Annotated in this window: 27 protein-coding genes; 12 read left to right on the top strand and 15 right to left on the bottom strand. The window is 64.1% G+C overall.

The features are described 5' to 3' along the window. The first annotated feature begins 103 nt into the window (after positions 1-103). From ggpS to CB0101_RS02555, 5 genes are read left to right on the top strand one after another with little or no spacing between them, the layout of a single operon-like run. The gene (gene ggpS / locus CB0101_RS02575; RefSeq protein ID WP_010308668.1) at positions 104-1603 is read left to right on the top strand and encodes a glucosylglycerol-phosphate synthase; all 1500 of its coding nucleotides are present in this window, start codon (positions 104-106) and stop codon (positions 1601-1603) included. Beyond that, a complete protein-coding gene (locus CB0101_RS02570; RefSeq protein WP_010308672.1) occupies positions 1603-2856 on the top strand; it encodes an ABC transporter substrate-binding protein in 1254 nt (417 codons plus the stop codon). The genes ggpS and CB0101_RS02570 overlap by 1 nt, the downstream gene beginning before the upstream one ends. After that, positions 2856-3731, top strand: a complete 876-nt coding sequence (locus tag CB0101_RS02565; RefSeq protein ID WP_010308676.1) for a carbohydrate ABC transporter permease — start codon at positions 2856-2858, stop codon at positions 3729-3731. Before CB0101_RS02570 ends, CB0101_RS02565 begins: the two co-directional genes overlap by 1 nt. Next, a complete protein-coding gene (locus CB0101_RS02560; protein ID WP_010308680.1) occupies positions 3731-4528 on the top strand; it encodes a carbohydrate ABC transporter permease in 798 nt (265 codons plus the stop codon). The genes CB0101_RS02565 and CB0101_RS02560 overlap by 1 nt, the downstream gene beginning before the upstream one ends. Then, a complete protein-coding gene (locus CB0101_RS02555; RefSeq protein WP_010308683.1) occupies positions 4525-5565 on the top strand; it encodes an ABC transporter ATP-binding protein in 1041 nt (346 codons plus the stop codon). Before CB0101_RS02560 ends, CB0101_RS02555 begins: the two co-directional genes overlap by 4 nt. On the opposite strand, the gene CB0101_RS02550 is transcribed toward CB0101_RS02555, so the two are convergent. After that, the gene (locus CB0101_RS02550; protein WP_010308686.1) at positions 5546-7060 is read right to left on the bottom strand and encodes a hypothetical protein; all 1515 of its coding nucleotides are present in this window, start codon (positions 7058-7060) and stop codon (positions 5546-5548) included. The two genes, CB0101_RS02555 and CB0101_RS02550, sit on opposite strands and share 20 nt — an antisense overlap. Positions 7061-7159: 99 nt before the next feature. On the opposite strand from CB0101_RS02550, the gene stpA reads away from it, so the two are divergent. Both stpA and CB0101_RS02540 read left to right on the top strand, forming a co-directional pair. After that, positions 7160-8362 (top strand): glucosylglycerol 3-phosphatase, encoded by a 1203-nt coding sequence (stpA, locus tag CB0101_RS02545; RefSeq protein WP_010308690.1) that lies wholly within the window; start codon positions 7160-7162, stop codon positions 8360-8362. Between the two features lie 70 nt (positions 8363-8432). Beyond that, a complete protein-coding gene (locus CB0101_RS02540) occupies positions 8433-10169 on the top strand; it encodes an alpha-amylase family protein (protein ID WP_010308695.1) in 1737 nt (578 codons plus the stop codon). Here CB0101_RS02540 and CB0101_RS02535 read toward each other — a convergent pair. Together CB0101_RS02535 and CB0101_RS02530 are read right to left on the bottom strand one after the other, a co-directional pair. Then, positions 10076-11614, bottom strand: a complete 1539-nt coding sequence (locus tag CB0101_RS02535; RefSeq protein ID WP_029552958.1) for a glycerol-3-phosphate dehydrogenase/oxidase — start codon at positions 11612-11614, stop codon at positions 10076-10078. The two genes, CB0101_RS02540 and CB0101_RS02535, sit on opposite strands and share 94 nt — an antisense overlap. Beyond that, positions 11601-13115 (bottom strand): glycerol kinase GlpK, encoded by a 1515-nt coding sequence (locus CB0101_RS02530; protein ID WP_010308701.1) that lies wholly within the window; start codon positions 13113-13115, stop codon positions 11601-11603. The genes CB0101_RS02535 and CB0101_RS02530 overlap by 14 nt, the downstream gene beginning before the upstream one ends. Positions 13116-13201: 86 nt before the next feature. Here CB0101_RS02530 and CB0101_RS02525 point away from each other — a divergent pair, with 86 nt between their 5' ends. Genes CB0101_RS02525 through CB0101_RS02515 form a run of 3 tightly spaced genes read left to right on the top strand, consistent with a single transcriptional unit; the run spans position 13202 to position 15124 of the window. Beyond that, positions 13202-14230, top strand: coding sequence for a mechanosensitive ion channel family protein (locus CB0101_RS02525; protein WP_010308703.1), 1029 nt, complete (start codon positions 13202-13204; stop codon positions 14228-14230). A gap of 60 nt (positions 14231-14290) precedes the next feature. After that, the gene (gene rpmB / locus CB0101_RS02520) at positions 14291-14527 is read left to right on the top strand and encodes a 50S ribosomal protein L28 (RefSeq protein ID WP_010308706.1); all 237 of its coding nucleotides are present in this window, start codon (positions 14291-14293) and stop codon (positions 14525-14527) included. 24 nt (positions 14528-14551) lie between these two features. Continuing rightward, a complete protein-coding gene (locus CB0101_RS02515) occupies positions 14552-15124 on the top strand; it encodes a peroxiredoxin (protein ID WP_010308709.1) in 573 nt (190 codons plus the stop codon). Here the strand turns inward: CB0101_RS02515 and CB0101_RS02510 are convergent. The 12 genes from CB0101_RS02510 to CB0101_RS02465 form a co-directional block, all read right to left on the bottom strand. Next, the gene (locus CB0101_RS02510) at positions 15090-15680 is read right to left on the bottom strand and encodes a hypothetical protein (protein WP_010308712.1); all 591 of its coding nucleotides are present in this window, start codon (positions 15678-15680) and stop codon (positions 15090-15092) included. The two genes, CB0101_RS02515 and CB0101_RS02510, sit on opposite strands and share 35 nt — an antisense overlap. Before the next feature lie 5 nt (positions 15681-15685). Next, positions 15686-15865: a hypothetical protein gene (locus tag CB0101_RS02505; RefSeq protein ID WP_010308716.1), complete on the bottom strand. Its 180-nt coding sequence runs from the start codon at positions 15863-15865 to the stop codon at positions 15686-15688. Between the two features lie 34 nt (positions 15866-15899). Next, complete coding sequence (locus tag CB0101_RS02500; protein WP_010308719.1) at positions 15900-16952, bottom strand: zinc-binding alcohol dehydrogenase family protein; 1053 nt, start codon at positions 16950-16952, stop codon at positions 15900-15902. Between the two features lie 3 nt (positions 16953-16955). After that, complete coding sequence (csaB, locus tag CB0101_RS02495; RefSeq protein ID WP_043717606.1) at positions 16956-17999, bottom strand: polysaccharide pyruvyl transferase CsaB; 1044 nt, start codon at positions 17997-17999, stop codon at positions 16956-16958. A gap of 45 nt (positions 18000-18044) precedes the next feature. Continuing rightward, positions 18045-18248, bottom strand: a complete 204-nt coding sequence (locus CB0101_RS02490; RefSeq protein WP_136643939.1) for a hypothetical protein — start codon at positions 18246-18248, stop codon at positions 18045-18047. Between the two features lie 79 nt (positions 18249-18327). After that, positions 18328-18495, bottom strand: coding sequence for a hypothetical protein (locus tag CB0101_RS15245; RefSeq protein ID WP_168187930.1), 168 nt, complete (start codon positions 18493-18495; stop codon positions 18328-18330). A gap of 105 nt (positions 18496-18600) precedes the next feature. Beyond that, positions 18601-19401, bottom strand: a complete 801-nt coding sequence (locus tag CB0101_RS02485; RefSeq protein ID WP_010308736.1) for a PAS domain S-box protein — start codon at positions 19399-19401, stop codon at positions 18601-18603. A gap of 156 nt (positions 19402-19557) precedes the next feature. Further along, positions 19558-21072, bottom strand: a complete 1515-nt coding sequence (locus CB0101_RS02480; protein ID WP_071778131.1) for an alpha/beta fold hydrolase — start codon at positions 21070-21072, stop codon at positions 19558-19560. A 25-nt stretch (positions 21073-21097) separates the two neighbouring features. Further along, entirely contained in the window at positions 21098-21274 is a 177-nt protein-coding gene (locus CB0101_RS15240) for a hypothetical protein (protein WP_010308743.1), read from the bottom strand. Further along, positions 21271-21729 carry a hypothetical protein gene (locus CB0101_RS02475; protein ID WP_010308746.1) on the bottom strand — a complete coding sequence of 153 codons (459 nt, stop codon included), beginning with the start codon at positions 21727-21729 and terminating at the stop codon, positions 21271-21273. The genes CB0101_RS15240 and CB0101_RS02475 overlap by 4 nt, the downstream gene beginning before the upstream one ends. Continuing rightward, entirely contained in the window at positions 21726-22139 is a 414-nt protein-coding gene (locus CB0101_RS02470; RefSeq protein ID WP_246833810.1) for a hypothetical protein, read from the bottom strand. The genes CB0101_RS02475 and CB0101_RS02470 overlap by 4 nt, the downstream gene beginning before the upstream one ends. 88 nt (positions 22140-22227) lie before the next feature. Next, on the bottom strand, positions 22228-22818 hold the full coding sequence (locus tag CB0101_RS02465) for an alpha/beta hydrolase (RefSeq protein ID WP_010308752.1): 591 nt from the start codon (positions 22816-22818) through the stop codon (positions 22228-22230). Between the two features lie 141 nt (positions 22819-22959). Between CB0101_RS02465 and CB0101_RS02460 the strand changes: the two genes are divergently transcribed. Then, entirely contained in the window at positions 22960-23187 is a 228-nt protein-coding gene (locus CB0101_RS02460; protein ID WP_010308755.1) for a hypothetical protein, read from the top strand. Positions 23188-23452: 265 nt separating this feature from the next. After that, entirely contained in the window at positions 23453-23611 is a 159-nt protein-coding gene (locus tag CB0101_RS15235) for a hypothetical protein (RefSeq protein WP_010308763.1), read from the top strand. Positions 23612-23614 lie beyond the last annotated feature (3 nt).

The following is a 23614-nucleotide window of genomic DNA, read 5'->3' as shown; positions in this document are numbered from 1 at the left end:
TTCCCTGTTTTGCCGGTGAACACCGGCACGGTGGCCAGGGCCGTTCCATGGTGTCAATTCGGCATCCGGCGGCCCCGAAGTTGGTGTCCCTTGAGTGCGCAGCATGCCGAGTTCCTTCGTGTTGGTCTATCACCGCTCACCCTTTGATGAGGTGGTCGACTCCGAAGGGCAACGTCAGTGGCAGGACCAGAAGAGTCCGAACGGCATCATCCCAACCCTGCGCAACCTGTTCCGCTCCCAGCCCTCCGGCACCTGGATTGCCTGGCGCGAGGACGACACCACGGAAGCCGAGGACCAGACCCTCACCGTTGACGCCTCTGTTGATGGGGTCCCGCCCATCCGTCTGCGCCGGATTCCGCTGCGCAAGGAGCAGATCGGCAGCTTCTATCACGTGACCTCGAAGGAAGCCATCTGGCCGGTTCTGCACAGCTTCCCCGGTTTCTTTGAGGTGAATAACGCCGACTGGGCCACATTCCAGGAGGTGAACCGACGCTTCGCTGAGGCAGCTTGCAAAGAAGCGGCTCCAGAAGCCTCAATCTGGATTCACGATTACAACCTCTGGCTCACACCCGGGTACATCCGGGAGTTGCGGCCCGACGTGAAGATCAGTCTCTTTCACCACACACCTTTTCCAAGCAGTGATGTCTTCAGCATCCTGCCCTGGCGAGAGGAAATCCTGGAAAGTCTGTTGTGCTGTGATGCCGTGGGCTTTCACATTCCGCGCTACGCCGAAAATTTTGCGCGAGCTGCCAGCAGCCTCCTGGCGGTGGAGAAGGCTCCGAAAACGGCCGTCGCGCCTCACTTCCTGCCCTGCGGCAGCGCCCTAGCCCAGCCGGATGCCACACCCTGGATCGAGTACCGCGGCCGGCGGGTGCAACTGGTGTCGACACCGGTGGGTACCAGCCCAGCAGTGATCGCGGCGCTCCGCAACAGTACGGGCGTGCAGCAACTCATCGATGAGATCGAAGAGGGCAGTAAGCGCGGCCGTCGCCTGATCCTCTCCGCCAGCCGGGTGGACTACACCAAAGGGAACCAGGAATTACTGCTCGCCTACGAACGCTTGCTGGAACGGCGCCCCGACCTGCACGCAGAGGTGGTGCTGGTGCTGGCCTGTGTGGCAGCCAATTCCGGGATGAAGGTTTATGCCGACACGCAGCGGAGCATCGAAGAAATGGTGGGCCGGATCAATGGCCGTTTCAGCCGCATCGACTGGGTCCCAATCCACCTCACCACCCAGCGCATTCCCTACGAGGAAATGGTGGCCTGGTTCGCCTCCGCCGATATCTGCTGGATCACACCGCTGCGCGACGGTCTGAATCTGGTGGCCAAGGAATACGCCGCGGCGCGCAAAGGCAAGGGGGGAACACTGGTGCTCTCCGAATTCACCGGAGCTTCGGTGGTGATGAAAGGTGCCGTGCTCACCAATCCCTACTCCCATCGCCGCATGGATGAGGCGATCGAAGCGGCCCTGGCCATGCCGGCCGATCAGCAGTCGAGCCGGATGACCTCGATGGTGCAGGCAGTGGAACGACTCAGCGTGGACAACTGGGCGGAGGAACAGCTCCGCGCCATCCAACCCACCGCACCGGACCCCATCGCCTGATGACTCGCCGCTGGCCGCTGTTGCTGCTGGTGCTGATGACCAGTGTGGTGCTGGGGCTGTGGAGCCTGGCGGCCAATGCTGTCGAGCGGGTGAATGTGCTGATGCCGGCACCCTTCGCCGACGCCACCGCTGAACTGGTGGCGGCATTCAACCGCGACCATCCCGGCATTGAACTGAGCGTGAGCCGAGGACCGCTGGAAACCGAGGCGATGTCGGATTTGGCGATCAGCAGCCTGCTGCTGGGCAGCAGTCCCTACGACCTGCTGCTGATGGACGTCACCTGGACACCGAAATATGCCGCTGCAGGATGGCTGGAGCCACTTGAGCCATGGCTGGGCGATGACGCCCTGGCCGATCTGGCCCCCGGCGCTGAATTGGGCAATGCCTTCGCTGGTCATCTCTGGCGCTTCCCGTTGGTGGCGGACATGGGCCTGCTGTTCTGGCGCACAGATCTGATGGAGGCTCCACCGCGCACACCGGCGGAACTGGAAACCATCAGCCGGCGCCTGCAAGCCGAAGGCAAGGTGCCGTGGGGGTACGTGTGGGAGGGGAAGCAATACGAAGGGCTGAGCTGCGTGATGGTGGAGATGCTTCGCGGCTTCGGTGGGCGCTGGCTGGATCAGAACCAACCGGAGCTGAGCAGCCCGGCTGCGATCGAGGCGACGGCCTGGCTGAACCATCTGGTGGAGGCCGGCATCACGCCACCCACGGTCACCAACATGGCCGAACCCGAAGCACTGCAGGCCTTTCAAGCCGGTGATGCCGCGTTCATGCGCAACTGGCCCTATGCCTGGGCCGAGCTCAATCGTGCTGAGTCGCCCCTGCGCGGCAAGGTGGGCATCACCACGATGGTGAGCCAGCCGGGGGAAGCCCACGCCGCCACGCAAGGCAGCTGGGGGCTGGCCCTGCTGGCGAGCTCACGCCATCAACAAGCCGCGATTGAAGCCCTGCGTTTTCTCACCAGCGAGGAGGCACAGAAGCAGCTGAACCTGCGTTGGGGATATACCCCCACAAGGCTGAGTGTCTTTGAAGACCCAGAGCTGCTGGCGGCCAATCCAGTGCTGACTGAGTTAGAGCAGGCCCTCAGCGATGCCGTGCTGCGACCGCTCACACCGATCTATGCCCAGCTGAGTGATCTGCTCTATCGAGAGGTGAACGCCGTGTTCACAGGCGAGGTTCAGCCGGCACCAGCGATGCAGCAACTGCAATCCAACAGCGAACGACTGCTGCTCACGGCAGGGGGCGCAGGCTGATGCGCTGGCGTCTCTGGCTGCTGATGGCGCCGGCACTGCTCTGGCTGGTGGCGATCTTCGCGGCGCCGTTGCTCCACTACGCCTGGCTCAGCACCCAGGCCCAAAGTGTGCTCACCGGCCTGGAGCTCAGGCCGGTCGGTGCCGAGCAATGGCTACGGCTCTGGAACGACGCCCGCTTTTGGCAAGACACCTGGCAGACGCTGCGCTTCGGGGCGGCTTCGGTGGGCTTGGAAATGGTGTTGGGGCTGGCGATGGCACTGCTATTGCATCAGCCGCTGAAGGGCCGGGGGCCGCTGCGCACCATCAGCCTGTTGCCCTGGGCGCTCCCCACCACCGTGATGGCCCTGGGCTGGCGCTGGATCTTCAACGACCCGTACGGGCCCATCAATCAGCTCGCCACCCGGCTTGGACTCGGGGGAATCCCGTTTCTCTCCGATCCAGCGATCACCTGGATGGCGTCGGTGTGGGCTGACACCTGGAAAACCACGCCGTTTGTGGCGCTGCTGCTGTTGGCCGGGCTGCAGACGATTCCAGCGGATCTCTATGAGGCGGCGGCGCTAGAGGGAGCTAGCGCCTGGCAAAGCCTGCGGCGCATCACCTTGCCGCTGCTCACTCCGTATCTGCTGATTGCCGTGTTGTTCAGGTTGGCGCAGGCGCTCGGGGTATTCGATCTGATTCAGGTGCTCACCGGTGGCGGACCGGCCGGCAGCACTGAAAGCCTGGCCCTCTACGCCTACCTCAACGCGATGCGCTTCCTGGATTTCGGCTACAGCGCCACGGTGATGCTCGGTTCGTTCGCCGTGCTGGTGGTGGTTGCGGCCATCGCCGCGCTGGCCTTTCGCGTTGGGCGAGCAACGCCCGGGGAGGTGCGCTGATGGCGCGCCTAGCCCTGTTGGTCTGGAGCCTCGGGCCGATGCTCTGGCAGCTCTACACCTCCCTGCGGCCCACAGAGTCGCTCACCGGTGAACTCCATGGAGCAGCCAGCTGGACATTGAGCCACTACCAGCAACTGCTGCAGGGTGATCCGCCCTTTCTGCTCTACCTGTTCAACAGTGCAGTGGTAGGTGCCACCAGCACCGCCCTCACCCTGGCTCTGGCGGTGCCCTGCGCCTATGGCCTGAGCCGGATCGGCCGTACGGCCTCCCGCGGCCTGTCGCTGCTGGTGGCAGCAGCGGCTGCATTTCCGGCGGTGCTGTTGTTCCTGGCCATGCTTGAGGCGGCACGCGACTGGCATCTGGCCAACAACCTGTTGGCCTTGAGCCTTCCCTACGCAGGCCTCTGTCTCCCGCTGGCGATCTTGCTCCTGCAGGCCTCATTCCGGGATCTGCCCCTGGAACTCGAGGAGGCTGCGGTGATGGAGGGCATGGGTTTATGGCAGCGCCTGCGCTGGGTGCTGCTACCGCTGATGGCACCGGCAATCGCCAGCGCCTCCCTGCTGATCTTCATCTTTTGCTGGAACGAATACCCGATCGCCCTCACCTGGCTGAGCCGCAGCGATCTGCTCACGCTGGCGCCGGCCATGGCCCGCATCGCCGGCTCGTCGGTGTACACGATTCCCTATGGAGCTTTCGCGGCGGCCACCGTGCTGGGCAGCACCCCTCTGATCCTGCTGATGCTGGTGTTCCAGCGCCAAATCATCAGCGGCCTCACCCAGGGAGCCATCAAAGGATGACCACAACCCTCACCACCCAAGGTGCAGGCCTGGAGCTGCACAGGCTCAGCCGCCGCGTGCAGCAACAAACGTTGCTCGACCAGCTCACGCTGGAGGTGCCGCCGGGCGAGATCCTGGCTCTGCTCGGACCTAGCGGCTGTGGCAAGAGCACCACCCTGCGCCTGATCGCCGGCCTCGATCCGGCGAGCTCCGGTGAGATTCGCCTCGGTGGAGCAGTGATCACCCACTTGCCGCCAGCGCAGCGCCAGGTGGCCATGGTGTTCCAGAGCTATGCCCTCTTCCCGCATCTGAGCGTGGAGCGCAATCTCAGCCTGGGCATGGAACTGCGAGGGGTACCGAAAAGCGAGATCGCTCGGGATCTCGATCAGGTGTTGGCTCTCTTGCAACTCGAGGAGCTGCGCACCCGCCGGCCGGCGGCCCTCTCCGGCGGGCAACGTCAGCGTGTGGCCCTGGCCCGGGCGCTGTTGCGCAAGCCGGCGTTGTTTTTGCTGGATGAGCCGATGAGCAACCTCGATGCTCAGCTACGGGAAGACCTGCGCGGCGAACTGCGCACCCTGCTGCGCAGCACGGGCGTACCCGTTGTGTATGTGACCCACGATCAACATGAAGCGATGGGCTTGGCTGATCGCATTGCCGTGCTGCGGGAGGGGCAATTGCAACAGATCGGCACCGCAGAAGAGCTTTACAACACCCCCACAAACCGCTTCGTGGCGAGCTTCCTTGGGAATCCAACGATCAATCTGATCGACACGGCCAAGCTGCAACTGGGCCTACGGCCGGAACGGCTGGAACTGGCACCGGCAGAGACGCCCATCGCCCGCGGCTGGTCGGCGCTGGAGGGGCGGCTCAGCCATCGAGAGTGGCTAGGGGATCGCGTGATCTCCCACGTTCACTGCCCCGGTTACGGAACACTGAAGGTGATCGGCGAGGCCGGCCCAATCGCCGATGCAGTTCAGGTGCGCTGGAGGCAAGACGCAGAACTGCGCTTCGAGCGGGAAAGCGGGGTTCTGCTGCCGCTCACCACACGTTCTCAATAACGTTCATCGCCTGCAAATAGGCCGGCAGATCGTCGCTATTCACAGATTCATCGTCAATGAAGCTGTCGCCGCCGCCAGAGCGACGGGCCAGATCAGCCACCACCGCACTCACCATCAAATCCAGGGCGGCTGGATTATCGAGATTCTGCAGGGCTTCGGCATAGCGACGGCTGTGGGTGGGTCGCACCGATTCCTGGCAGTAATTGCTCAGCTCACGGCTTTCCGTCATCACCGCGAAGGCCGTCTGTTTGGAACTCTGGCGACCAAAAATCGCCATATAGAGCAGGTTGCCCAAGGAGGCATCGTGGATCGGAATGGAATATTGGCGAAGGATCTGGGGCCAATAACGCAGCGAGCGCAAGCCCTCTAGACCACCTTTCGCCAGCCCGGCCTGCTCACACCACTGCTCGAATTCCTCCAAGCTGGCCGGGCAGCGCCCCAGATCGCGCATGCGTTCGGCCAGCACGGCCCCGGCCTGGAAGTTGCGGGTGGGGCTGCCGGTGCTGGGCAGCATCATGCTGCCGCGCACATCGGCCACCATGGCGGTGAGTTGCGAGAAGGTGTGGTCGCGCACCTTTTCCATGTCACCATCGCGCACCAAGGCCGCTTCGATCCGCTGCACGCCGTAGCCGAGTTCCGTGAGCGCGATCGGTTGCCGGTGGTAGAGGCGCTGGCGGTCGGTGCGCGCCATCGACACCGTGGCGGCCTGATCGAGGCACTGCTCCAGCAACAGCGTAAGCAGTGTGGGCAAAACACCGGGATTTTCTCGGTGATAGGTGTAACCAAAACCCGCAAAGATCGAGGCCATATTCTTGGCCGCCTTGATGTATTGCCCCTCGATGTTGTGAACACCCGCTGACACTTGAATATTGGGTGACAGGCGATCCAGCAATCGCGCCCCCAGCAAAGCGGTTAGGGCATTGGGATGACAGAAATTGGCCGTGAAGCTATCGAGGGGGTTACGCAGAGCGCCATGGCGGTGAAAGCCACTGAAAAAGGCAAGATTGGGCTGCTTCTGGCACAGCACGTAGGCCTCGTTACTGATCGGGTCGTGGCAGAAGGATCCAGCCAAACAGGCCAGCACCACATGCTCACGCCGTAGAACCTGGCGCAGCTCAAGCGCCTCCTGAAGGTCCTCTTCCACGTGGTTGCTGTTGGCGCTCAGCACCACCACATCGCAGCGTTCGATCAGATCGCTCAGGGTGTTGGGCACGCGGCTCGTGCCCTGCAGATGGCTGCCCATCTGCTCCATCGTGGCGATGTGATCGGGATCCATCCCCGCCAGATCCTTCTCGGAGAAGGCCCCCAGCAAACGGCGACCGGGCCGCGGAGCCAGCAGCAGGCGCGAGCCATCGGTTTGCATGGCGCAGTTGTAAGCCAGGGCAGCCGGATACAGACCAACGCTGTAGAAGCCAACCTTTCCCTGCTCCAGCGCCAGGAGCCGCTCGCGGATCAGTGTGGGATCGAGGTTGGGTTCAAAGAATCCGTTCTGCAAAACCAGTCTGTTGGAGGCACACCACCTCTCCATCTTGCGGGCTCAACCGCAATGCATGGGAGGGTGGGCCAGTCCTGAGCCCCCAGGTGCCGCTCACGCATGCAGCGTCTTGCCCTGCCTGAACTCCTGGAGGAACTCTCAGCTGAGAGCGATCTCCTGATCGTGCAGGACCTCGACGGGGTGTGCATGCCGCTGGTGCGCGACCCGCTCACCCGCAGGCTGCAACCGCAAACGATTCGAGCCGCTGCACAGCTGGGCGATTGCTTTCGGGTGCTCACCAACGGCGAGCACGGCGGACGGCGCGGCGTGAACCGGCTGGTGGAGCAGGCGATGCAACCCTCTGCCGATCCTGCAGTGGAGGGGCTGTATCTGCCGGGGCTGGCAGCCGGTGGCGTGCAACTGCAAACGCGGCATGGCGAGCTGAGCCATCCGGGCGTGAGTCAGGCCGAACTGAAGTTTCTCAAGAGCGTGCCGCTGCGTCTCCGGGATGGGTTGGTACCTCTGCTGGAGCGGGCGTTGCCCCACACAGACAACCAGGAACGGGAGCATCTGCTCGATCGGATCGTGCTCGACAACGCCGTTTCGCCGACGGCCAACATCAACCTTGTGATCGAGCAACTGGAGGGCAATCTCAAGCTGCAGCGGCAGCTCCAGGACGCGTGCCACGCGCTTCTGAAGGAGCTGCTCCATCAGGCGGAGCACGAAGATCTCAAGGACAGCTTCTTCGTGCACCTAGCCCCCAACCTGGGGCTCGATGGTCGCCAAGAACGCCTGCGGCCGGCCAGCCCCGATCGAGCCGGCACCACCGATTTCCAATTCATGTTGCAGGGCGCGGTGAAGGAAGCGGGCCTGTTGGTGCTGATCAATGAACACATCCGGCGCCGCACCGGATCGGCACCGCTCGGCGATGGCTTAAATGTGCGCACGGCACCGCGGGATCTTGAGGCCCTGACCGACCTCTGTGTTACGCAGATCCCGGCGAAGCTGATGCCGACCTTGGTGGGGGTGGGCGACACGATCACGTCAGAACCCTCAGCGGATGGGATGAGTTGGCAGCGCGGGGGCAGTGATCGCGGGTTTTTGACGCTGGTGCAGAAGCTCGGCCAGGCCTACCAACGCAACAACCGTGTGGTGCTGGTGGACAGCAGCGGTGGCGAGTTGGAGCGCCCCAGCCATCGAGATCCGCTGCTGCGCGGCCTGACTGATCCTGAGGACCCACTCCATCTGGATGTGCTGGTGCCTGGTGGGCCTGCGGCCTACTGCAACTGGTTTGAGCAACTCAGCCAACGACGCAGCCAATGAGCTGAGCCCGCTCAGGGGCTGACAGCCACGCCGAGCCGCTTTATGCCTGAAGAAGGCGCAGCACAGGCCGATGGCGGTTCAAGCGGAAGCCGGGTCACCCACCGCCCAGCCCTGGTGGGACGGAGCGGTGATCTACCAGCTGATGCCACGCAGCTTCAGCGATGCCAACGGCGATGGCATCGGCGATTTGCAGGGTCTCCAGAACCGCTTGCGCTATTTGCGCTGGCTGGGGGTCGATGCCATCTGGCTCACACCGATCTACCCATCACCGCTGCGTGATGGCGGGTATGACATCACCGATTTCACCGATGTGCATCCAGAACTCGGTGATCTGGCCGGACTGCATCGCTTGATTGAGGCCGCCCATGGTCAAGGCCTCAAGGTGATTCTCGATCTGGTGCTGAATCACACCAGCAACCTGCATCCCTGGTTCCAGCGGGCCCGCTTCGCAGCGCCTGGCAGCGCCGAGCGCAACTATTACGTGTGGAGCGATAGCGAAGAGCGCTACGGCACGGCGCCGGTGCTGTTCCGCCATTTCGAAGATTCCAACTGGCAATGGGATGAGCTGGCTGGGCAGTTCTATCTGCATCGCTTCCTTCATCACCAACCCGATCTCAACTACGACAACCCCGCCGTGCAGGAGGCGATGTTGCAAGTGGTGGAGTTCTGGCTCGAGCGGGGCGTCGATGGCTTCCGCCTCGATGCGATTCCCTTCCTGTTCGAGCGAGAGGACACCCGTTGCGAAGGGCTCCCCGAGACCCATGCGTTTCTGAAACGCCTGCGGAGCCGCGTGCAAGAGAGCAGCCGTCGCCGCGGACGGCCGGAGGTGCTGCTGCTGGCAGAAGCGATTCAGCCCATGGATGAGGCGATGCCTTACCTCGATGAGGGAGAACTAAACGCCGCCTTCAATTTCGGCCTCACCGCCCATCTGTTCGCGGCTGTGGCCTACGGCCAAGCTGCCGATCTGGTGCAGTTCCTCACCGAGCTGAGCGAGCGTGATGTGGGCCGGGGCTGGGCCCTGCCGCTCCGCAACCACGATGAACTCTGGTTGGGCGATGGGCACCTGGTGCCGCAGGAGGTGATCCATCGCATCCGCGATGGCCTGCCCGCCGCCCGCGGCCACTGGCTCAACTGGGGCATTAACCGACGCCTGGCCCCGCTGCTCAATGGTGATCCCAGGCCAAACATGGCGCTCCACGCCCTGCTGTACAGCCTTCCCGGCATGCCTTGCATCTACTACGGCGATGAACTGGGGATGGGCGACTGGCCAGGGCTGCGCGATCGCGACGCCAATCGCACGCCGATGGCCTGGACACCGGAGCGCAACGGAGGATTTTCCTCCGCGCCGGATCCTTTGCTGGTGCTGCCACCGATCACGGCGCCGGGGTACGACTACCGCGTCGTGAACGTGGAGGTGCAGAAGTCGCTGAACGGCTCCCTCCTGAATTGGCATCGCCGCATGTTGATGAGTCGCAAGCTGCTGTCGGCCCTGCGGCACGGCGATTTCCGCGTGCTCCCGAGCGGTCACCCCAGCATGGTCAGCTACGTGCGTCAGAGCCTGGAAATGACGGTGCTGGTGGCCGTGAACCTGAGCGGCACCGGTGCCTCCACCCAGCTGAACCTGACGCCCTGGCAGGGGCAGCGGGTGCGAGAACTGCTCTGGGGTTGCGACTTTCCCGAGGCCACAGAGGAGTGGTTTGTGTATCTGCCGGCCTATGGGTTCGGATGGTGGCTGCTCGGCGATGCGGAATTGAGTACCTCCAGCAAATCCGCCGCCGGAGTCGCGAGCCGCTCCGCCTCGACCTGATCCAGAAAGCCAATACGAGAGCGACGCTGCAGCAGGTCATCACTGCTGCGGGCCAGCTCATGGCGATGGTTGAAGCGCCATTCCGCCCGGCTCACGGGCACCACGGCGCTGAGGGGCTCGAGATCACGGCGATCCGGAGCCTCATCCACCAGTTGGCGGGCCCGCAGGCCGTAACTACCGATGAGGTGATCCGCCTGATTGGCCCCACCGGGGATCTCTGCAGCCAACTGCTCTCGAAGCTGCTGAAGAGCAGGGCGGGTCTGCGCGGCCGTAGCCGCTGCACCCAGCAGGGGTAGCGGCTGAGCACTGGGCTGGTGGCCTCCGATCACGCGCAGCGCATCAAGAGCCAGGCTGCGGCACGTTGTCCACTTCCCACCCAGCAGGCTGATCAGGCCGCAGGGAAGCGTCTCCACCTCGTGTTCGCGCACTACACGGCTGCTGCTGGCGCCTCCGGCCGGTTGGATCAAGGGGCGTCCGCCGGCCCAGCTGGCGCTGACCGCTTCAGCGCTTAAGCCAGGGAACCAATGCTGAAGATGCTCTATCAGATAGCTGGTGTCCGCCGGGGTCACGGCGGTGGCCTCGTCCACCGCACAGACCTGATCGGTGGTGCCCACGAGCGTGCGGCCCTGGAAGGGCAGCACGAACAGCACGCGGCCATCGCGGGTTCGCGGAATCAACAGGCCAACGCCGCCTGGGCAGAGCGAATCCCGCAACACCAGGTGCATCCCACGGCTCACCAATAACCGGGGGGGAGCATCGGGCTGGGCCCATTGGCGCAGCCGATCGGCGGCGATGCCCGTGGCATTGACGACCCTCTTTGCCTCCCAGCGCTGCTGCTGGCCATCGGGTGTCTGGCTGATAGCAGCCTGAACATGCCCATCGCGCTGCTCGAAGCCGACCACAGCGCAATCACGCTGCACCGTGACTCCAGCACGTTGGGCTGTGAGCACCAGCAGCAGGTTGAGGCGAGCGTCATCGAACTGACCATCGCTGTAGAGCAGCCCGGCCCGAACCTTCGGAGTGAGCGAGGGCAACAGTTCCCGCAATTGCGCTGGCTGAATGGCCTCGGTGGGCTGCAGCCCCTCAGCCCCGGCCAGGAGGTCGTACATCCCGAGACCAACCCGGTAGTAGAGCTGCTCGAAGGTGTTGTGGGTGGGCAGCGCGATGCGCAGCTCGCGGGCCAGAAAGGGCGCCTGATCGATCCAGTGGCGGCGCTCGGCCAGAGCTTCCCGCACCAACTTGAGCTGGGCCGGATCAGCGCGGCGAAAGGCCAACTCCAGATAGCGAACACCGCCATGCAGCAGCTTGGTGCTGCGGGAGCTGGTGCCGATCGCCGGATCGTGGGCTTCGAGCAAGGCCACGCGCATGCCGCGGCGAGCGACCTCATAGGCCAGGCAGGCGCCGCTGCTGCCGGCACCAATGATCACGAGATCAAACATGGTCATCTCCCTGCCAGTGCAAACAGCGCCGAACGGCCTCCTGCCAGCGGCAACGCCAGGCCCGGCGTGCGTGATCTGACAACTGCGGGCTGAAGCGACTGGCGCCGGAAAGGAGTTGCTGGCGCAGCGGCTCGAGGTCCGCCACAACGCCGGCTTCCTGACCAGCCATCAACGCCACGCCACGGGCGGTGGACTCGAGATGGGGCGGACGGCGCACCGACAACCCACTGCAATCGGCCTGGGCCTGCATCAACACATCGGAGGCGGCGGCTCCCCCATCAACAGCCAGTTCCAAGAGGGGTGTGGCCAGCGCCGCCTCGGCGGTTTCCACCAGGGTGCTCACAGCTAAAGCAATCCCTTCCAATGCGGCGCGAGCGACGTGAGCGGCGCTGGTGTCGCGGGTGAGGCCGATCAGCAAGCCACGGGCCGATGGGTCCCAATGAGGTGTGCCCCAGCCCGTGAAGGCCGGAACCAGCATCAGCTCACCAGACGAGGGCACCGATGCCGCCAGGGCATCGACATCTGAGGCGGTGCTGATCAAGCCCAGGCCATCGCGCAGCCACTGCACCACCGTGCCAGCGTTGAAGAGGCTTCCCTCCAGGCAATAGCTGGCGCTGCCGCTGGCATCGCTCCAGCCCACGGTGCTGAGCAGTCCGCCCTCGGCCCGCACCGGCTTCTCTCCCACGTTGACCACCAGAAACGCTCCCGTGCCATAGGTGCACTTCGCCTGCCCCGCCGCCAGGCACAACTGCCCGTAGGTGGCGGCCTGCTGGTCACCGAGCACGGCGGTGATCGGCACACCGGCGAAGGGGAGGCCGGCGGCAATCCTGCCGAAGCCTCCGCGGCTAGGCCGCAACTGCGGCAGCTCCTCACCCGACAGGCCCACCGCAGCGAGCGCCTGCGGCAGCCAGGTGCGCTGCTCCAGATCCAACAGCAGCGTGCGACTGGCATTGCTGTGGTCGCTGGCATGCAGCTCGCCTCCGCTGAGCTGCCAGAGCAACCAGCTGTCCACGGTGCCGATGCAGAGGTCTCCGGACCGCTGGGCATCGGCCGCCGCCGGCGTGTGGTCGAGCAGCCAACGGACCTTGCTGGCACTGAAATAGGGATCGAGCACCAGGCCGGTGCGCTGCTGCCACTCGGCGGCATCAGGACGCTGCTGCCAACGACGGCAGAGATCAGTGGTGCGGCGGTCCTGCCACACCAGCGCCGGGCCTATGGCAGCGCCATCGCTGCGCCGCCATAGCACCGTGGTTTCGCGCTGGTTGGTAACGCCACAGGCGCAGACAGCTCGGCGTTGGCTGGGCGTGAGCGCACGCTCGAGCTCGTGCATCGCCTGAAACTGGCTTTCCCAGATCGCTCGCGCCTGCTGCTCCACCCAGCCATCGGCCGGATAGTGAATGGCGAGCGGCACCTGGGCAGAAGCCAAGGGCTCCCCCTGCGGGTTGAACAGGACGGCGCGCGAACTGCTGGTGCCCTGATCCAGTGCGAGCAGCAGAGGTTCTGTCATGGGGCAGATCCCTTTCCCCACACACTTAGGTCGATCAACCGGAACTGTCAGGCGACAGTGGGCCCAACAGAAACAACACGCGCCTGATGCCTCTGGACCCGGCCACCTTTCTGCCCGCGCTGCTCACCCTCGTCGGTGGAGGATTCCTTTCGATCCTGCTGGCACGGGTCATCACGGTGCTGGCGGGCCGGGTGGTGCGGCGAACCCGATCCGGCACCGACGACTTCATCGTGCAGGTGTTGGGCGAGACCATTGCTCCCGCCGGCTGGGTGCTGAGCGCCGCTCTGGCCTGGCAGATCATTCCCAGCACCGCTGCCGGGGATCGGCTGGCCTTTGGTCTGGCGAAGTTAATCCTGGTGGTCCTGCTGGTGCGGTTGGTGAACCGCATCGGCATCCGGCTCCTGAAGAGCTGGGCCACCCGGCAAAGCGAAGAGGCCGTCGCCACGATGATCCGGTCGCTGGCACCTCTGCTGCGAGCGCTGGTGTGGACCATCGGCGCCGTGTTCTACCTGCAGAACATCGGCGTCCAGATGGCGGCGATCTGGGCCCTGCTCAGCGCCGGTGGCATCGGTGCCGGCCTGGCCCTGCGGGAGCCGGTGGCGGAATTCTTTGAATACATCACGATCCTGTTGGACAAGCCCTTTGTGAGCGGGCAGTTCATCAATGTCGGCAGCGTTTGGGCCACGGTGGAGCGCGTGGGTGTGCGCAGCACCAGGCTGCGCAGCATCAATGGTGAAGCGATCGTGATGAGCAACAGCTCCCTCACCACATCGGTGGTGGCGAACTACGGGGAAATGCAACGCCGGCGCTTGATCTACCGGCTTGGCGTGACTTACGACACCGATCACGACACGCTGGCGCGTATCCCGGGGTTGCTGCAAACCATCGTGGAGTGCGGTGGCGATGCCCAGTTCGACCGCTGCCATTTCGTTGCCTTCAACGACAGCAGCCTCGATTTCGAACTGGTGTATTTCGTGCCCACCAACGACTTTGTGCAGGCGATGAACGTGCAACAGCGCATCAACCTGGAGATCGTGCGGCGTTTTGCTGAAGAAGGCATCGACTTCGCCTTCCCCACCCGCACTGTGCAACTGATCCAGCCATCCACCGACTGATAAGGTGGCTGCTTGGCTCCGTCGGGGCCACGTCGTCAACATTTCCCCAGAAGGTCGGTCATGTCCCGGGTCTGCCAACTCACCGGCAAGCGCGCCAACAACGGCATGGCCGTGTCCCACTCCCACGTGCGGACCAAAAAGCTCCAGCAGGTGAACCTCCAGGAGCGTCGTCTGTGGTGGGCTGAGGGCAACCGCTTCGTGAAGCTGCGTGTGTCCACCCGGGCCCTCAAGACCATCCAGAAGAAGGGTCTGGGTGCCTACGCCAAGGAGCTGGGCATCAACCTGGCCAAGATCTGAGTTCCAATCGACCTGAGATCTGAGATGCAGCGCCGCCAGGTTCTGAGCGGGCTTGCCATCACCTCCTTGAGCCTGCTGGGTTGGTCCCGGCAGGCTTTTGCTTTGGGTGGTGTGCTGCCAACTGAGGGGGAACCAGCCCCTGACTTCACACTCCATGGGGTGGTGCCGGGACCCGATGGAAGCGCGACCGAAGCAGACCGCAGCCTGGATGGCTTTGCCGGTCGCTGGCTGGTGCTCTATTTCTATCCGCGCGATTTCACCGAGGGCTGCACGATCGAGGCCCGCGGCTTTCAGCGTGATCTCGAGGCATTCCACCAGGCCGGGGCTGACGTGGTGGGCGTCAGTGCCGACAGCGCGGAATCCCATGCTGAGTTTTGCGGCAGCGAGGCCCTGGCCTATCCGCTGCTCTCTGATCCCGGCGGGCAGGTGAGCAAGGCCTATGGCAGTTGGATCCCTCCGTTTTCACAGCGCCACACGTTCTTGATCGATCCAGATGGGGTGCTGCGCCAGATCTGGGTGGCGGTGCGGCCCAGTGGCCACAGCCAGGAGGTGCTGACGAGCCTCAAGAACCTGGCGGCAACCCATCCGTCCGCCTGAAGGTCATGCACCAGCCGCTTCCGGGGCCCTCCACCTCCCAGCGGGGCAGCCAGTGGCGCCAGCTATAGGCCACGTTGTGCCCGCCTGAACCCACGCGCACATAGCCACCGCTGACGTTGTCGAGTTCGCCGTAGGGATCGTTGAAAATCCCGGCACCGGGCTCAAAACCCACGGCAAGAATCCAGTGACCGCCGCCTCGTGGTGCAGACGACGGGCCGTGGTGGAGAAAACCAGTTCCGACGGGATAGCCGGCTTTCAACTCAGCCTCCAGCAGGTGCCGATCACCGCTGGTGCGGTAGCTGGCCAACACGCCGTAATCAGCGCAGGCATGGATCTGAGCCTGCGCTGAGGTGGTGTCGCCATAGCGGCGCAGAGTGTGCAGATAGGTGTCGTCGGCATTAGAGCCTTTCAACGCCTCCGGCCTCAGATATTTCACGGCCATGGCGCAGGTGCTGGAAAAACACATGCGGTAGGCCTGGCCAGGTATCCGGCTGTCGGTCTGCACGTAGTACTGACGCACGGGCAGCAACAGACGCTGCCCGGTGGAGAGAGTCATGGCCTCTAGGCCGCTTCCCTCCTGGTAGCACGCTCCATGCGATTGAGGTGCGCCATGCCCACGTGCAAGCTGTCGCAGTAGAGGCAGGTGCCTTCAAAGCACACCTGAAACAGCTCCCCAGTGCTGGCATGGAGCTGATGGATCGTGCCACCACGGGCACCAATCAACACGGGTTGAGAGGTCATCCTGAACACCCAGCCATCAACGGCCAGAGGGTCGCTAGGCCTTTCGGCCTACACCATCGGTAGAAATACCTCCCTCGAGCACGATCTTGCCGATGCTGCGGCCGCTCTCCAGTAGACGATGGGCCCGTTGCACGTTGGCGGCATGGATCGGTCTAAAGGTTTGCCGCAACGTGCTGCGGATCAGACCTTGATCCACCAAGGAAGCCAGTTCCGCCAGCACAGCACCCTGGCGAGCCATGTCTGGGGTGTTGTACAGCGATCGGGTGAACATCAACTCCCAATGCAGGGAGAGGCTCTTGCGTTTCATCGCCAGCACATCGATCGATTGAGGCGCTGGATCATCGATTAAGGCCAGAGCGCCCTGGGGCTCAAGGAGATCCACCAGCTGTTGAAAGTGATCATCCGTGTGGGTGAGGGAGATCACTGTGCGCAGAGGCGGCAGGGATAGGGATGCCAGCTGATCCGCCAGCGGCGCCTGGTGATTGACCACGTGCTTCACACCCAACTGCTGCAGCCACGCTTGCGTTTCGGCCCGTGATGCAGTGCCCACCACCTCCAGGTCGGTGAGCTGCAGCGCCAGTTGCACCAGGATCGAGCCCACACCGCCAGCAGCTCCCACCACAAGCAGCGTTTGAGGGTCGTTGCCTGGGCCACGGCGTGGCAGACGCAGCCTGTCAAACAACAGCTCCCAGGCGGTGAGGGCGGTGAGGGGTAAGGCAGCGGCCTCAGCCGCACTGATGCTGCGGGGAGAGTGCGCCGCAAGCCGGTAATCCACGCAATGCAAGGCGCTGTTGCAGCCCGGACGCTGCAACGCACCGGCATACCAAACGCGATCACCGATCGCAAAACCGGAAACCGCCGCACCACAAGCCACCACAGTGCCGACCGCGTCCCAACCCAACACGCGCCAGGCACCACTGGCGGGCTGTTCACGGCGGCGCACCTTCGTTTCCACGGGATTCACACTCACGGCCTCGACGGCCACCAGCAAGTCGTGCTCCTGCGGAGAGGGATCGGGCAGGGTGATGTCGAGCAGGCAGTCGGCATCCGTTCCGGAACGCTCACTGCCGTAGCCAATGGCGCGCACAGCTCAAGCCTCCAAGCGCTGCAGCAGGTCGCGATGCAGTGCGGTGGCATGGCCCATCGCCTGCAGCGAGGCGGAGGACGGCGGCTGCTCAAAGGCCTCCAACCAGCCAGCGAACAGGCTTGCCGGGTCGAGATCACGCTCGGCCAGATCAAGGCAATCGCAACCGAGCTCACTGGCGCAGGCCTGCACCTTGGGGTCGTAACTCAAGGCGCACACAGGACTCCCCGACAAGGCCGCAAGGATCAGCGCATGCAGGCGCATGGCCAGCACCAGCGAGGCACTGCGGAACAGCGCCATGGCCTCAACAGGCGTGGTGGCATGCACCACCCGGCTGCGCTGATACAACGCCTCACTGATGAGTCGCTGTTGGTGCAAGTGACCGAGCAGCTGCTGATCCTGATCGCGATGGAAGGGCAGCCAGATCACCTCGCGCTGAGTGTGCTCAGCCAGCTGCTCTAGGGCCTTGAGATAAGGGCTCCATTCCTGCCCCTGAAGGTGGTCGGTGGGACGCCAGCACACCACGATGGGGCCACCAAGGCCGAGCCAGTGCTGGCGCGGAAGACTCCAGACCGCGTCCGTGCCATGGGGGGCTGCCACCCCCAGCTGCCGGGCCAAATGGGCCGAAGCTGCGTCGCGCCAGGTGATTCCTGTCGCCATCGGTAGCAGTAGCCGCACCAGGGCCCGGCTACGGCGGCGGCGCAGAGGGCCAAGCCCTTGCGCCCAGAGCAGCACCGGCTTGCCCTGTAGTCGTGCCGCGCTGATCAAGGCGGCGTAATAAATCAGGCTGCGAAAACTGGTGGAATCCTGCAGCAAGCTGCCGCCTCCGAGCACCAGAGCTCGGCAACGGCGAAGGGCCGATAAAACGCTGCCGAGGCTGCGTCGATTAACGCTGTCCACACCATGCCGGCGGCTGATCTCCTCCTGATCGAAGGCCGTCACCAACGGAACCGCTGTGGGAGGAAGCTGCGCCAGCAGCGCCTCAAGCAGCGCATCGTCCCCCAGGTTGTGCTCGCCGTAATAACCGCACAGGAGCACGGGTGTCGTCACGCGGAGCCGCTCAGATCCGGTCCAGCTTGGCATCAGCCCACCGTTTCAGGCCGCTGCAGCCAACCGTTGCCTCAGGAGTGAGATCTGCTCGTCGATCAACAACCGCGCGGCCGTGAGGCTGGCGGTGCGGCCCAGCACAGCGCCACTGGAGTGCTGGATCAGATAGGCGCCCTCGCAGCGGGGGTAGCCGATCAACTGAATGCGGCAACCGCGGTGGAGCCAGCAGGGAGGAGGCGCTGTGGCAGACATGAGCGGATGCAGCTGCATTCGCACTGCAACGCAGCCCGTGCAGAACACAATCGTGCCTGTGCCCGTTGGGCAGCTGGCTTCAGCGTTGACCCAAGAGCTCGAGCCAGGTGGGAACAAGCGCTTCATCGGCCCGCGCTTCAGGGCTGGTGCAAGGAATGGTGATCACCGCCTCTGCGTGCTGCAACAGGGTGCTGGAGTGCAACGGCTCAGCCGTCACAACCACGGGCCAGGGTGTTGCGGGAGTCATGGAACTGCGCTCACCGTCCCATGCTCAGCGGAGCCATCAAAAGGTGAGAGCTGCCTGCACTGCAGAGTCCAGTGACTTGGCGCACAGCTGAGGCTCCAGCCCGCACTAAGCGATTGGGGCTCCGGCGTGCAAACGCTCGGCCAACGCCAGCGCTTCTTGAGCCAGCCGTTGCTCATGCGCCACGCGATCGCTCACATCCCGCTGCACCGATACCCAATGGGTGTGCCATCCATTGGGGTCTGCCAGTGGAGCCACCTTGAGATCAATCCAGCAGGTGGAGCCATCTCGGCGGTAGTTGAGCACCTGCATGCGCGAGGGCTCCCACTGATCCATGGCCCGGCGTAAGCGCCCCGTCGTCTCACGACAGGTGTCGGGCCCCTGAAAGAGCCTGGGACTGCGGCCCAGCACTTCGTTCAGCGCGTAACCGGTCTGATCCAGGAGCGACTGGTTGGCAAACACAATCAATGGGCCCGGCGCGTTCAACGGTTCCGCCAGCGTCACGAGCACCGCATCCTGGGCGGTGTCGAGCACAGCCTCGAGCAACAGGCGATAGGTGTCTTCAGGCGCTTCCGGGTCGGCATCGTGCAAGCGCTGGGAGCGTCGCCGCAGGATGCCCACCCCAAAACCGGCATCGGTGCGAAACAGACGAATGCGCGTCGCCAACTCGAACTGGGTGGGCTGGGCCAGAGCGACCACATGGTCCCGGGGGCCGGCCTCAAGCCGATCCCGCTCCTGAATGATCAGTTCCGCCAGGGCAGGCCAACACTGCTTGAGCGGTTGACCACACCAATGCTCCGCCTTGATCCCGAGGCGAACGGCGGCCGTGCGATCCACATGGCTGATCGAACCGTCGGGAGCGCATAACAGCAGACCATCACCCGGTTCAAGCAGGAAATACGGGCGCACACTGCAGCCAAATCAGGCATGACGCTAGGAAGAAGCCACGCACTGGCGCTGGGATCCACATAAAAAACAGCCCTGACGGGCTGTGTGAGGAGGCTTCGGCGCCAGCAAAGCGAGCACGGCGGCTCAGGGCCATGGGGATGGATACCTACCCACAACTCAGCGGCGCTGAAGCTGGTCGCTCACATCGGCCATCGGCTTGCCGCTGCTCCCCCAGGATCCCTGGGGCAACAGCGGCGGTGCACCCGGTGCCGGCTTCACCGCTGCCCCGGCAGCAAAGGAGCGATCGGTCCACTCCACCAGCAGAGGCGCCAGAGGACCGCCATCAGCCGAAGCGCCCGGACGCAGGTTGAAGTGATCGCCACCCTGAACCAGCACCAGCTGATTGCCGCGTGGATTGGCGTTCGAAAAGGGCTCGACCGCTTCGGGGTCAGGAGGAACGACCCAATCGTGGGTTCCGCTCACCAGCAAGACACGGCCGGTGATGTGTTGCGACGCTCCTTTGGGAAAGAGCAACGACACCGGAGGGCTCACCGCCGCAACGGCGATCACACGGGGATCATCAACGGCCGCTTGGCTCACCGCCGAGAGCCAACTGCACTGGAGCGTCCAACTCAGGTTGCGCTCCGGATCAGCGATGTTGTCGCAACGTGCGCGCAGAGCCTCATCTTCAGGCTTGAGCCCGGCCAACTGCAGGGCTGTGGTGGCCCCCCAGGAATGACCGATCACCACCACCCGATCAGCCTTCACACCTGCCAACGCGCTCAACTGCCCTTGAGCAACGGCATCGTTGACGGCGGTGATGTCTTGAGCGCGTAGGGCCAGCTCCTGGGGAGAGGGCGGCGGAGCCTGGCCAGTGAGCACCTCGTGTTGTTGGTGTTTGTCACTCCCGGGGTGGCGGGGCAACACCACGCTGTAGCCCTGGCCGGCCAAGCGTTGGCCCCAACCCTCGAAATTCGTGGGGCTGTCCCAGAGGCCATGTGAAATCACCACCAGGCGACCATTGCCACCCGTGGTGGGCTGCATCAGCACCAATTCCAAGGGTGCCGGTCGGTGAGGCACCGCCAGCTTGGTGCGGCTCACGGTGACGGCTGCGTCTGCGGAGCTGTCGCTGGCCGTAGGCGCAGGAAGAGCTGTGGCCATCAGCCGTTCAGCGCGCCGGCGGTGCCGCAACATTCGCGCCAGCACGACCTGGGCTTGCGAGAGGTTGAGACGAACCCGCTCCCCCGGAATCGCCTCCATCAGCTGCAACAGCGTGGGCTGACCGTCAGGGGATTCAGCGGTGGCTTGCTCGAGGGCCTGCTTCAGGGTCTCACCACTGAGATCCGGGCTGCGCCCCTCCACCGTGCCGAAGGAGGACACCAACAGCAGAGCCTGCTCAAGCAGTGGGGAGCCGGCCGAGCTGTCCACGAGCTGGCGAAAACTCACCGGCACCGGATGGTTGAGCAACTTCAGCAATTTGCGGCCCAGCTCACCGTCGCTGGCGCGATCCAACTCAGCCAGATCGCTGCTCCCCTGCATCAGAGCCTCAGGGCTCTTCAACTCACTGAGCTTCACCCGCAGGGTGTTCTCGAGCAGGGGCAGCTCCACCACCACTTCATCGAGCGCCAGGGCCGGCCCACAGCTGGCAGCCAGGCACACCAGCCCCACAGCGGAACGGAACAGACAGTGCATCCCAAAGCCAGCGCGGGCCAGCAGGCTAAGGGGACTCAATCGGCTCAATCCGGTAGTACTCCCGATCGTCGGAGCAGCACAGGTCGGCGTAATAGCGCTCGAGCACGGCGTAGGCCTCGTCGTAGGAGGCGAAACACCGACCCGCAATCGCATCGCTGATGCCATCGTCGCGCGTGATCCGAAATCCAGCGTTCAGGGTCATGGACTGACGAGCGCGCGGAAGGCAGATGGCAACTGGTCGCAGCGAAGGCCCGCACCATGGGCGCGGATCAAGGGTGCGACACCGATGGTCTGCCGCTCCGGATGCAACTGGTGGAACGGCACCAGCCAGTAGCACCACTGATCCGGATCCAGGGGATCCGGATCGGCGGCGTCACCAGAGGGTTGCGACGGATCGAGCAGGCAAAAGAGTTGGGCTTGCAAGGAACGACTCCCCAGCCGGAAGACAGCAGGCCGCTGCTGATCGGCCTTGGCCGAGCCGACAGCCAAGCCAAGGCCGAACCAGGACACTTCACTGACGGGCCAGCTGGTGGGAGCTGGCGTGGCTTCGGAGGGAAGCCCCAACGCCGTGATCACCTGCCAGAGGGCGCAACCATGCAGAAGACGATCCTCCAGGAGATCCGGATGGAACCAGCTCAGAAAGGCAGAGCGGGTCATCGGAGCAGCAGCCATACCAACAGCACCACCAACAGGGCGACCACGGCGCTCGCTCCCGCCAAGAGCACAACGATCACCCGACGTGTTGTGACCGGCCACCAAAGCAAACCCATCCAGATGGGCAGCAACGGCCACAACGGAGGAATCAACAGCGAGGCCACGGCCAGCAACAGCAGGGTGCGTCGCCGCTGAGCACGGCGCTGGTCTTGGATCAGCAGCTCAGCCCGTTCGTCATCGCTGAGCCAGCGGCCCTGCTGACGCGCCAACTCGAGCTCACGCTCGAGTTGGGCTGACTGGCCTTGGGCCGCCGAGAGCTCAGACACCGCATCCCGCACACCAGCGCCTGCATCCCGCAGCAGGGAGGCCCCCACCAGAACAGTGCGGCGCATGCCATGACGCAAACGACTCATCAGCTGTGGCGGCAGGACCTAAAAAAAGCCCCGGCAAAGCCGGAGCTTGAGATGGTGGCAGAGACGAGATCCGTCTTGCGGGGTGAACTCACCAGAGACCGCGAACCGGCGCGGCAGGAGCAGCGGATTCGCTGACCTGGGTGTAGGCAGCGATGCAAGCGGGGGTGTTCACATACCAGCTGAGCAGCGATGTCTTGCGCTGGGTATTGGATGCATCCACGTTGCAGACGTTCATCGCACCCTGCAGACGCTCATCCACGGGGAGCACATTCATCATCCCGAAGCCGGACAGCTGCCCATCGACGGAGTCAAGGATGATGGCGCTGCGCACAGCTTCCAGCGCCTTCTGCTGGCTGTAATAAGGGGTGTAGTTGTTCTGGCCGATGCTGTCGCCGAGGAACTGAACACCCTTGTCGCTGTAGAGGAAGTCAGCAACAGCAACCACGTCCACGGAGTAGGACTTGGTGAGCCCGGCCTGGAGCTCATCACGGGTATAGCCGGAGCCTGCGATCAGGCCATTGGGCACCGGGGTGTCATTGGTGCCTTCGAGAGGGTTGAGCACATCAGAGCGTGGTCCCAGGCAATTCACACACACCGTGCGAGCTGTGAGCGGAATGGCCTGAGCTGCGCCGGCGAACACGATGCCAGTGGCGGCAACAACAGCAATGGGTTTCAGCATGGGAAAGCTCCTCGCACCCGATTCATAGACACTGTTCAAAGAGTCGTCATCCCGCTTGCAGCATTCGGGTGCGAACGCGATGCACAGGAGGCCATCCCGCAACTGCTGTGACAGCCTGGTGGTCGTCCACTGGCAACGGTTGTGGCCTTCCTCTGCCAGCTCCATGTGCACACCGGCGCAGGGGTGACCACGATGGTGATGCACGCCCAAAGCCACGCCCAGGCCCAACTGGCAGCACAGGAGCTGTTTCCCGCCTGCCGCGTGGTCGTGATTGCCCTGGAGCCGCCGCTGCGCGGCACCAATAGCCGTCCCCCACAGTCGGCTGTGCTCAACAACACGGCATCAACCGAAGCAGCAATGCTGGAGTGATGGCTCTCCAGCGGGGGCTGAGCCGTGATTCCAAGCGGATTTCTGGTGCTGGCCAAAGCGCTCCCCAGAATTGCGGTCGCCGGCGCCGTGGCGGCCGCTGCAGCGCTCAGCCTGGAATTGCTTTGGCCGCACTAGGGGCAAGCGATCCAGAACGCTGCCGCATCAAGAGCGTGAAGAGATCAAGCGCCACAGCAGCGCTGAGACGCAAGACGAGACAAAACAGGATCAACCGTCTTAAGATTTTCTCAAGCTCTGACAGGTTCCGTTGAACGAGAACAACCCCGTACTGCATGCCATGCGCCAGGAGCTGCAGGAGCTGAAGGGCCGCTATCACCGTCAACCCAGCGACTTCAACCGCTACCAGCTGGTGAGGCACGAACAGCGCCTGGCTCAGTGGGTACCCTCGGAGCTTCTCAGCGCCTGAACG

It is taken from the genome of Synechococcus sp. CB0101 (genome assembly GCF_000179235.2).
Taxonomy (GTDB): Bacteria; Cyanobacteriota; Cyanobacteriia; order PCC-6307; family Cyanobiaceae; genus Vulcanococcus.
Note: the sequence above shows the minus strand (reverse complement) of the source record. Positions and strands in the feature narration are given on the sequence as shown.

Bases quoted from the DNA above. Each gene is read 5' to 3' on its own strand.
- ggpS (WP_010308668.1), top strand. From the start codon at position 104: ATGCCGAGTTCCTTCGTGTTGGTCTATCACCGCTCACCCTTTGATGAG.
- CB0101_RS02570 (WP_010308672.1), top strand. From the start codon at position 1,603: ATGACTCGCCGCTGGCCGCTGTTGCTGCTGGTGCTGATGACCAGTGTG.
- CB0101_RS02565 (WP_010308676.1), top strand. From the start codon at position 2,856: ATGCGCTGGCGTCTCTGGCTGCTGATGGCGCCGGCACTGCTCTGGCTG.
- CB0101_RS02560 (WP_010308680.1), top strand. From the start codon at position 3,731: ATGGCGCGCCTAGCCCTGTTGGTCTGGAGCCTCGGGCCGATGCTCTGG.
- CB0101_RS02555 (WP_010308683.1), top strand. From the start codon at position 4,525: ATGACCACAACCCTCACCACCCAAGGTGCAGGCCTGGAGCTGCACAGG.
- stpA (WP_010308690.1), top strand. From the start codon at position 7,160: ATGCAGCGTCTTGCCCTGCCTGAACTCCTGGAGGAACTCTCAGCTGAG.
- CB0101_RS02540 (WP_010308695.1), top strand. From the start codon at position 8,433: ATGGCGGTTCAAGCGGAAGCCGGGTCACCCACCGCCCAGCCCTGGTGG.
- CB0101_RS02535 (WP_029552958.1), bottom strand. From the start codon at position 11,614: ATGACCATGTTTGATCTCGTGATCATTGGTGCCGGCAGCAGCGGCGCC.
- CB0101_RS02530 (WP_010308701.1), bottom strand. From the start codon at position 13,115: ATGACAGAACCTCTGCTGCTCGCACTGGATCAGGGCACCAGCAGTTCG.
- CB0101_RS02525 (WP_010308703.1), top strand. From the start codon at position 13,202: ATGCCTCTGGACCCGGCCACCTTTCTGCCCGCGCTGCTCACCCTCGTC.
- rpmB (WP_010308706.1), top strand. From the start codon at position 14,291: ATGTCCCGGGTCTGCCAACTCACCGGCAAGCGCGCCAACAACGGCATG.
- CB0101_RS02515 (WP_010308709.1), top strand. From the start codon at position 14,552: ATGCAGCGCCGCCAGGTTCTGAGCGGGCTTGCCATCACCTCCTTGAGC.
- CB0101_RS02510 (WP_010308712.1), bottom strand. From the start codon at position 15,680: ATGACTCTCTCCACCGGGCAGCGTCTGTTGCTGCCCGTGCGTCAGTAC.
- CB0101_RS02505 (WP_010308716.1), bottom strand. From the start codon at position 15,865: ATGACCTCTCAACCCGTGTTGATTGGTGCCCGTGGTGGCACGATCCAT.
- CB0101_RS02490 (WP_136643939.1), bottom strand. From the start codon at position 18,248: ATGTCTGCCACAGCGCCTCCTCCCTGCTGGCTCCACCGCGGTTGCCGC.
- CB0101_RS15245 (WP_168187930.1), bottom strand. From the start codon at position 18,495: ATGACTCCCGCAACACCCTGGCCCGTGGTTGTGACGGCTGAGCCGTTG.
- CB0101_RS02480 (WP_071778131.1), bottom strand. From the start codon at position 21,072: ATGCACTGTCTGTTCCGTTCCGCTGTGGGGCTGGTGTGCCTGGCTGCC.
- CB0101_RS15240 (WP_010308743.1), bottom strand. From the start codon at position 21,274: ATGACCCTGAACGCTGGATTTCGGATCACGCGCGACGATGGCATCAGC.
- CB0101_RS02475 (WP_010308746.1), bottom strand. From the start codon at position 21,729: ATGACCCGCTCTGCCTTTCTGAGCTGGTTCCATCCGGATCTCCTGGAG.
- CB0101_RS02470 (WP_246833810.1), bottom strand. From the start codon at position 22,139: ATGAGTCGTTTGCGTCATGGCATGCGCCGCACTGTTCTGGTGGGGGCC.
- CB0101_RS02465 (WP_010308752.1), bottom strand. From the start codon at position 22,818: ATGCTGAAACCCATTGCTGTTGTTGCCGCCACTGGCATCGTGTTCGCC.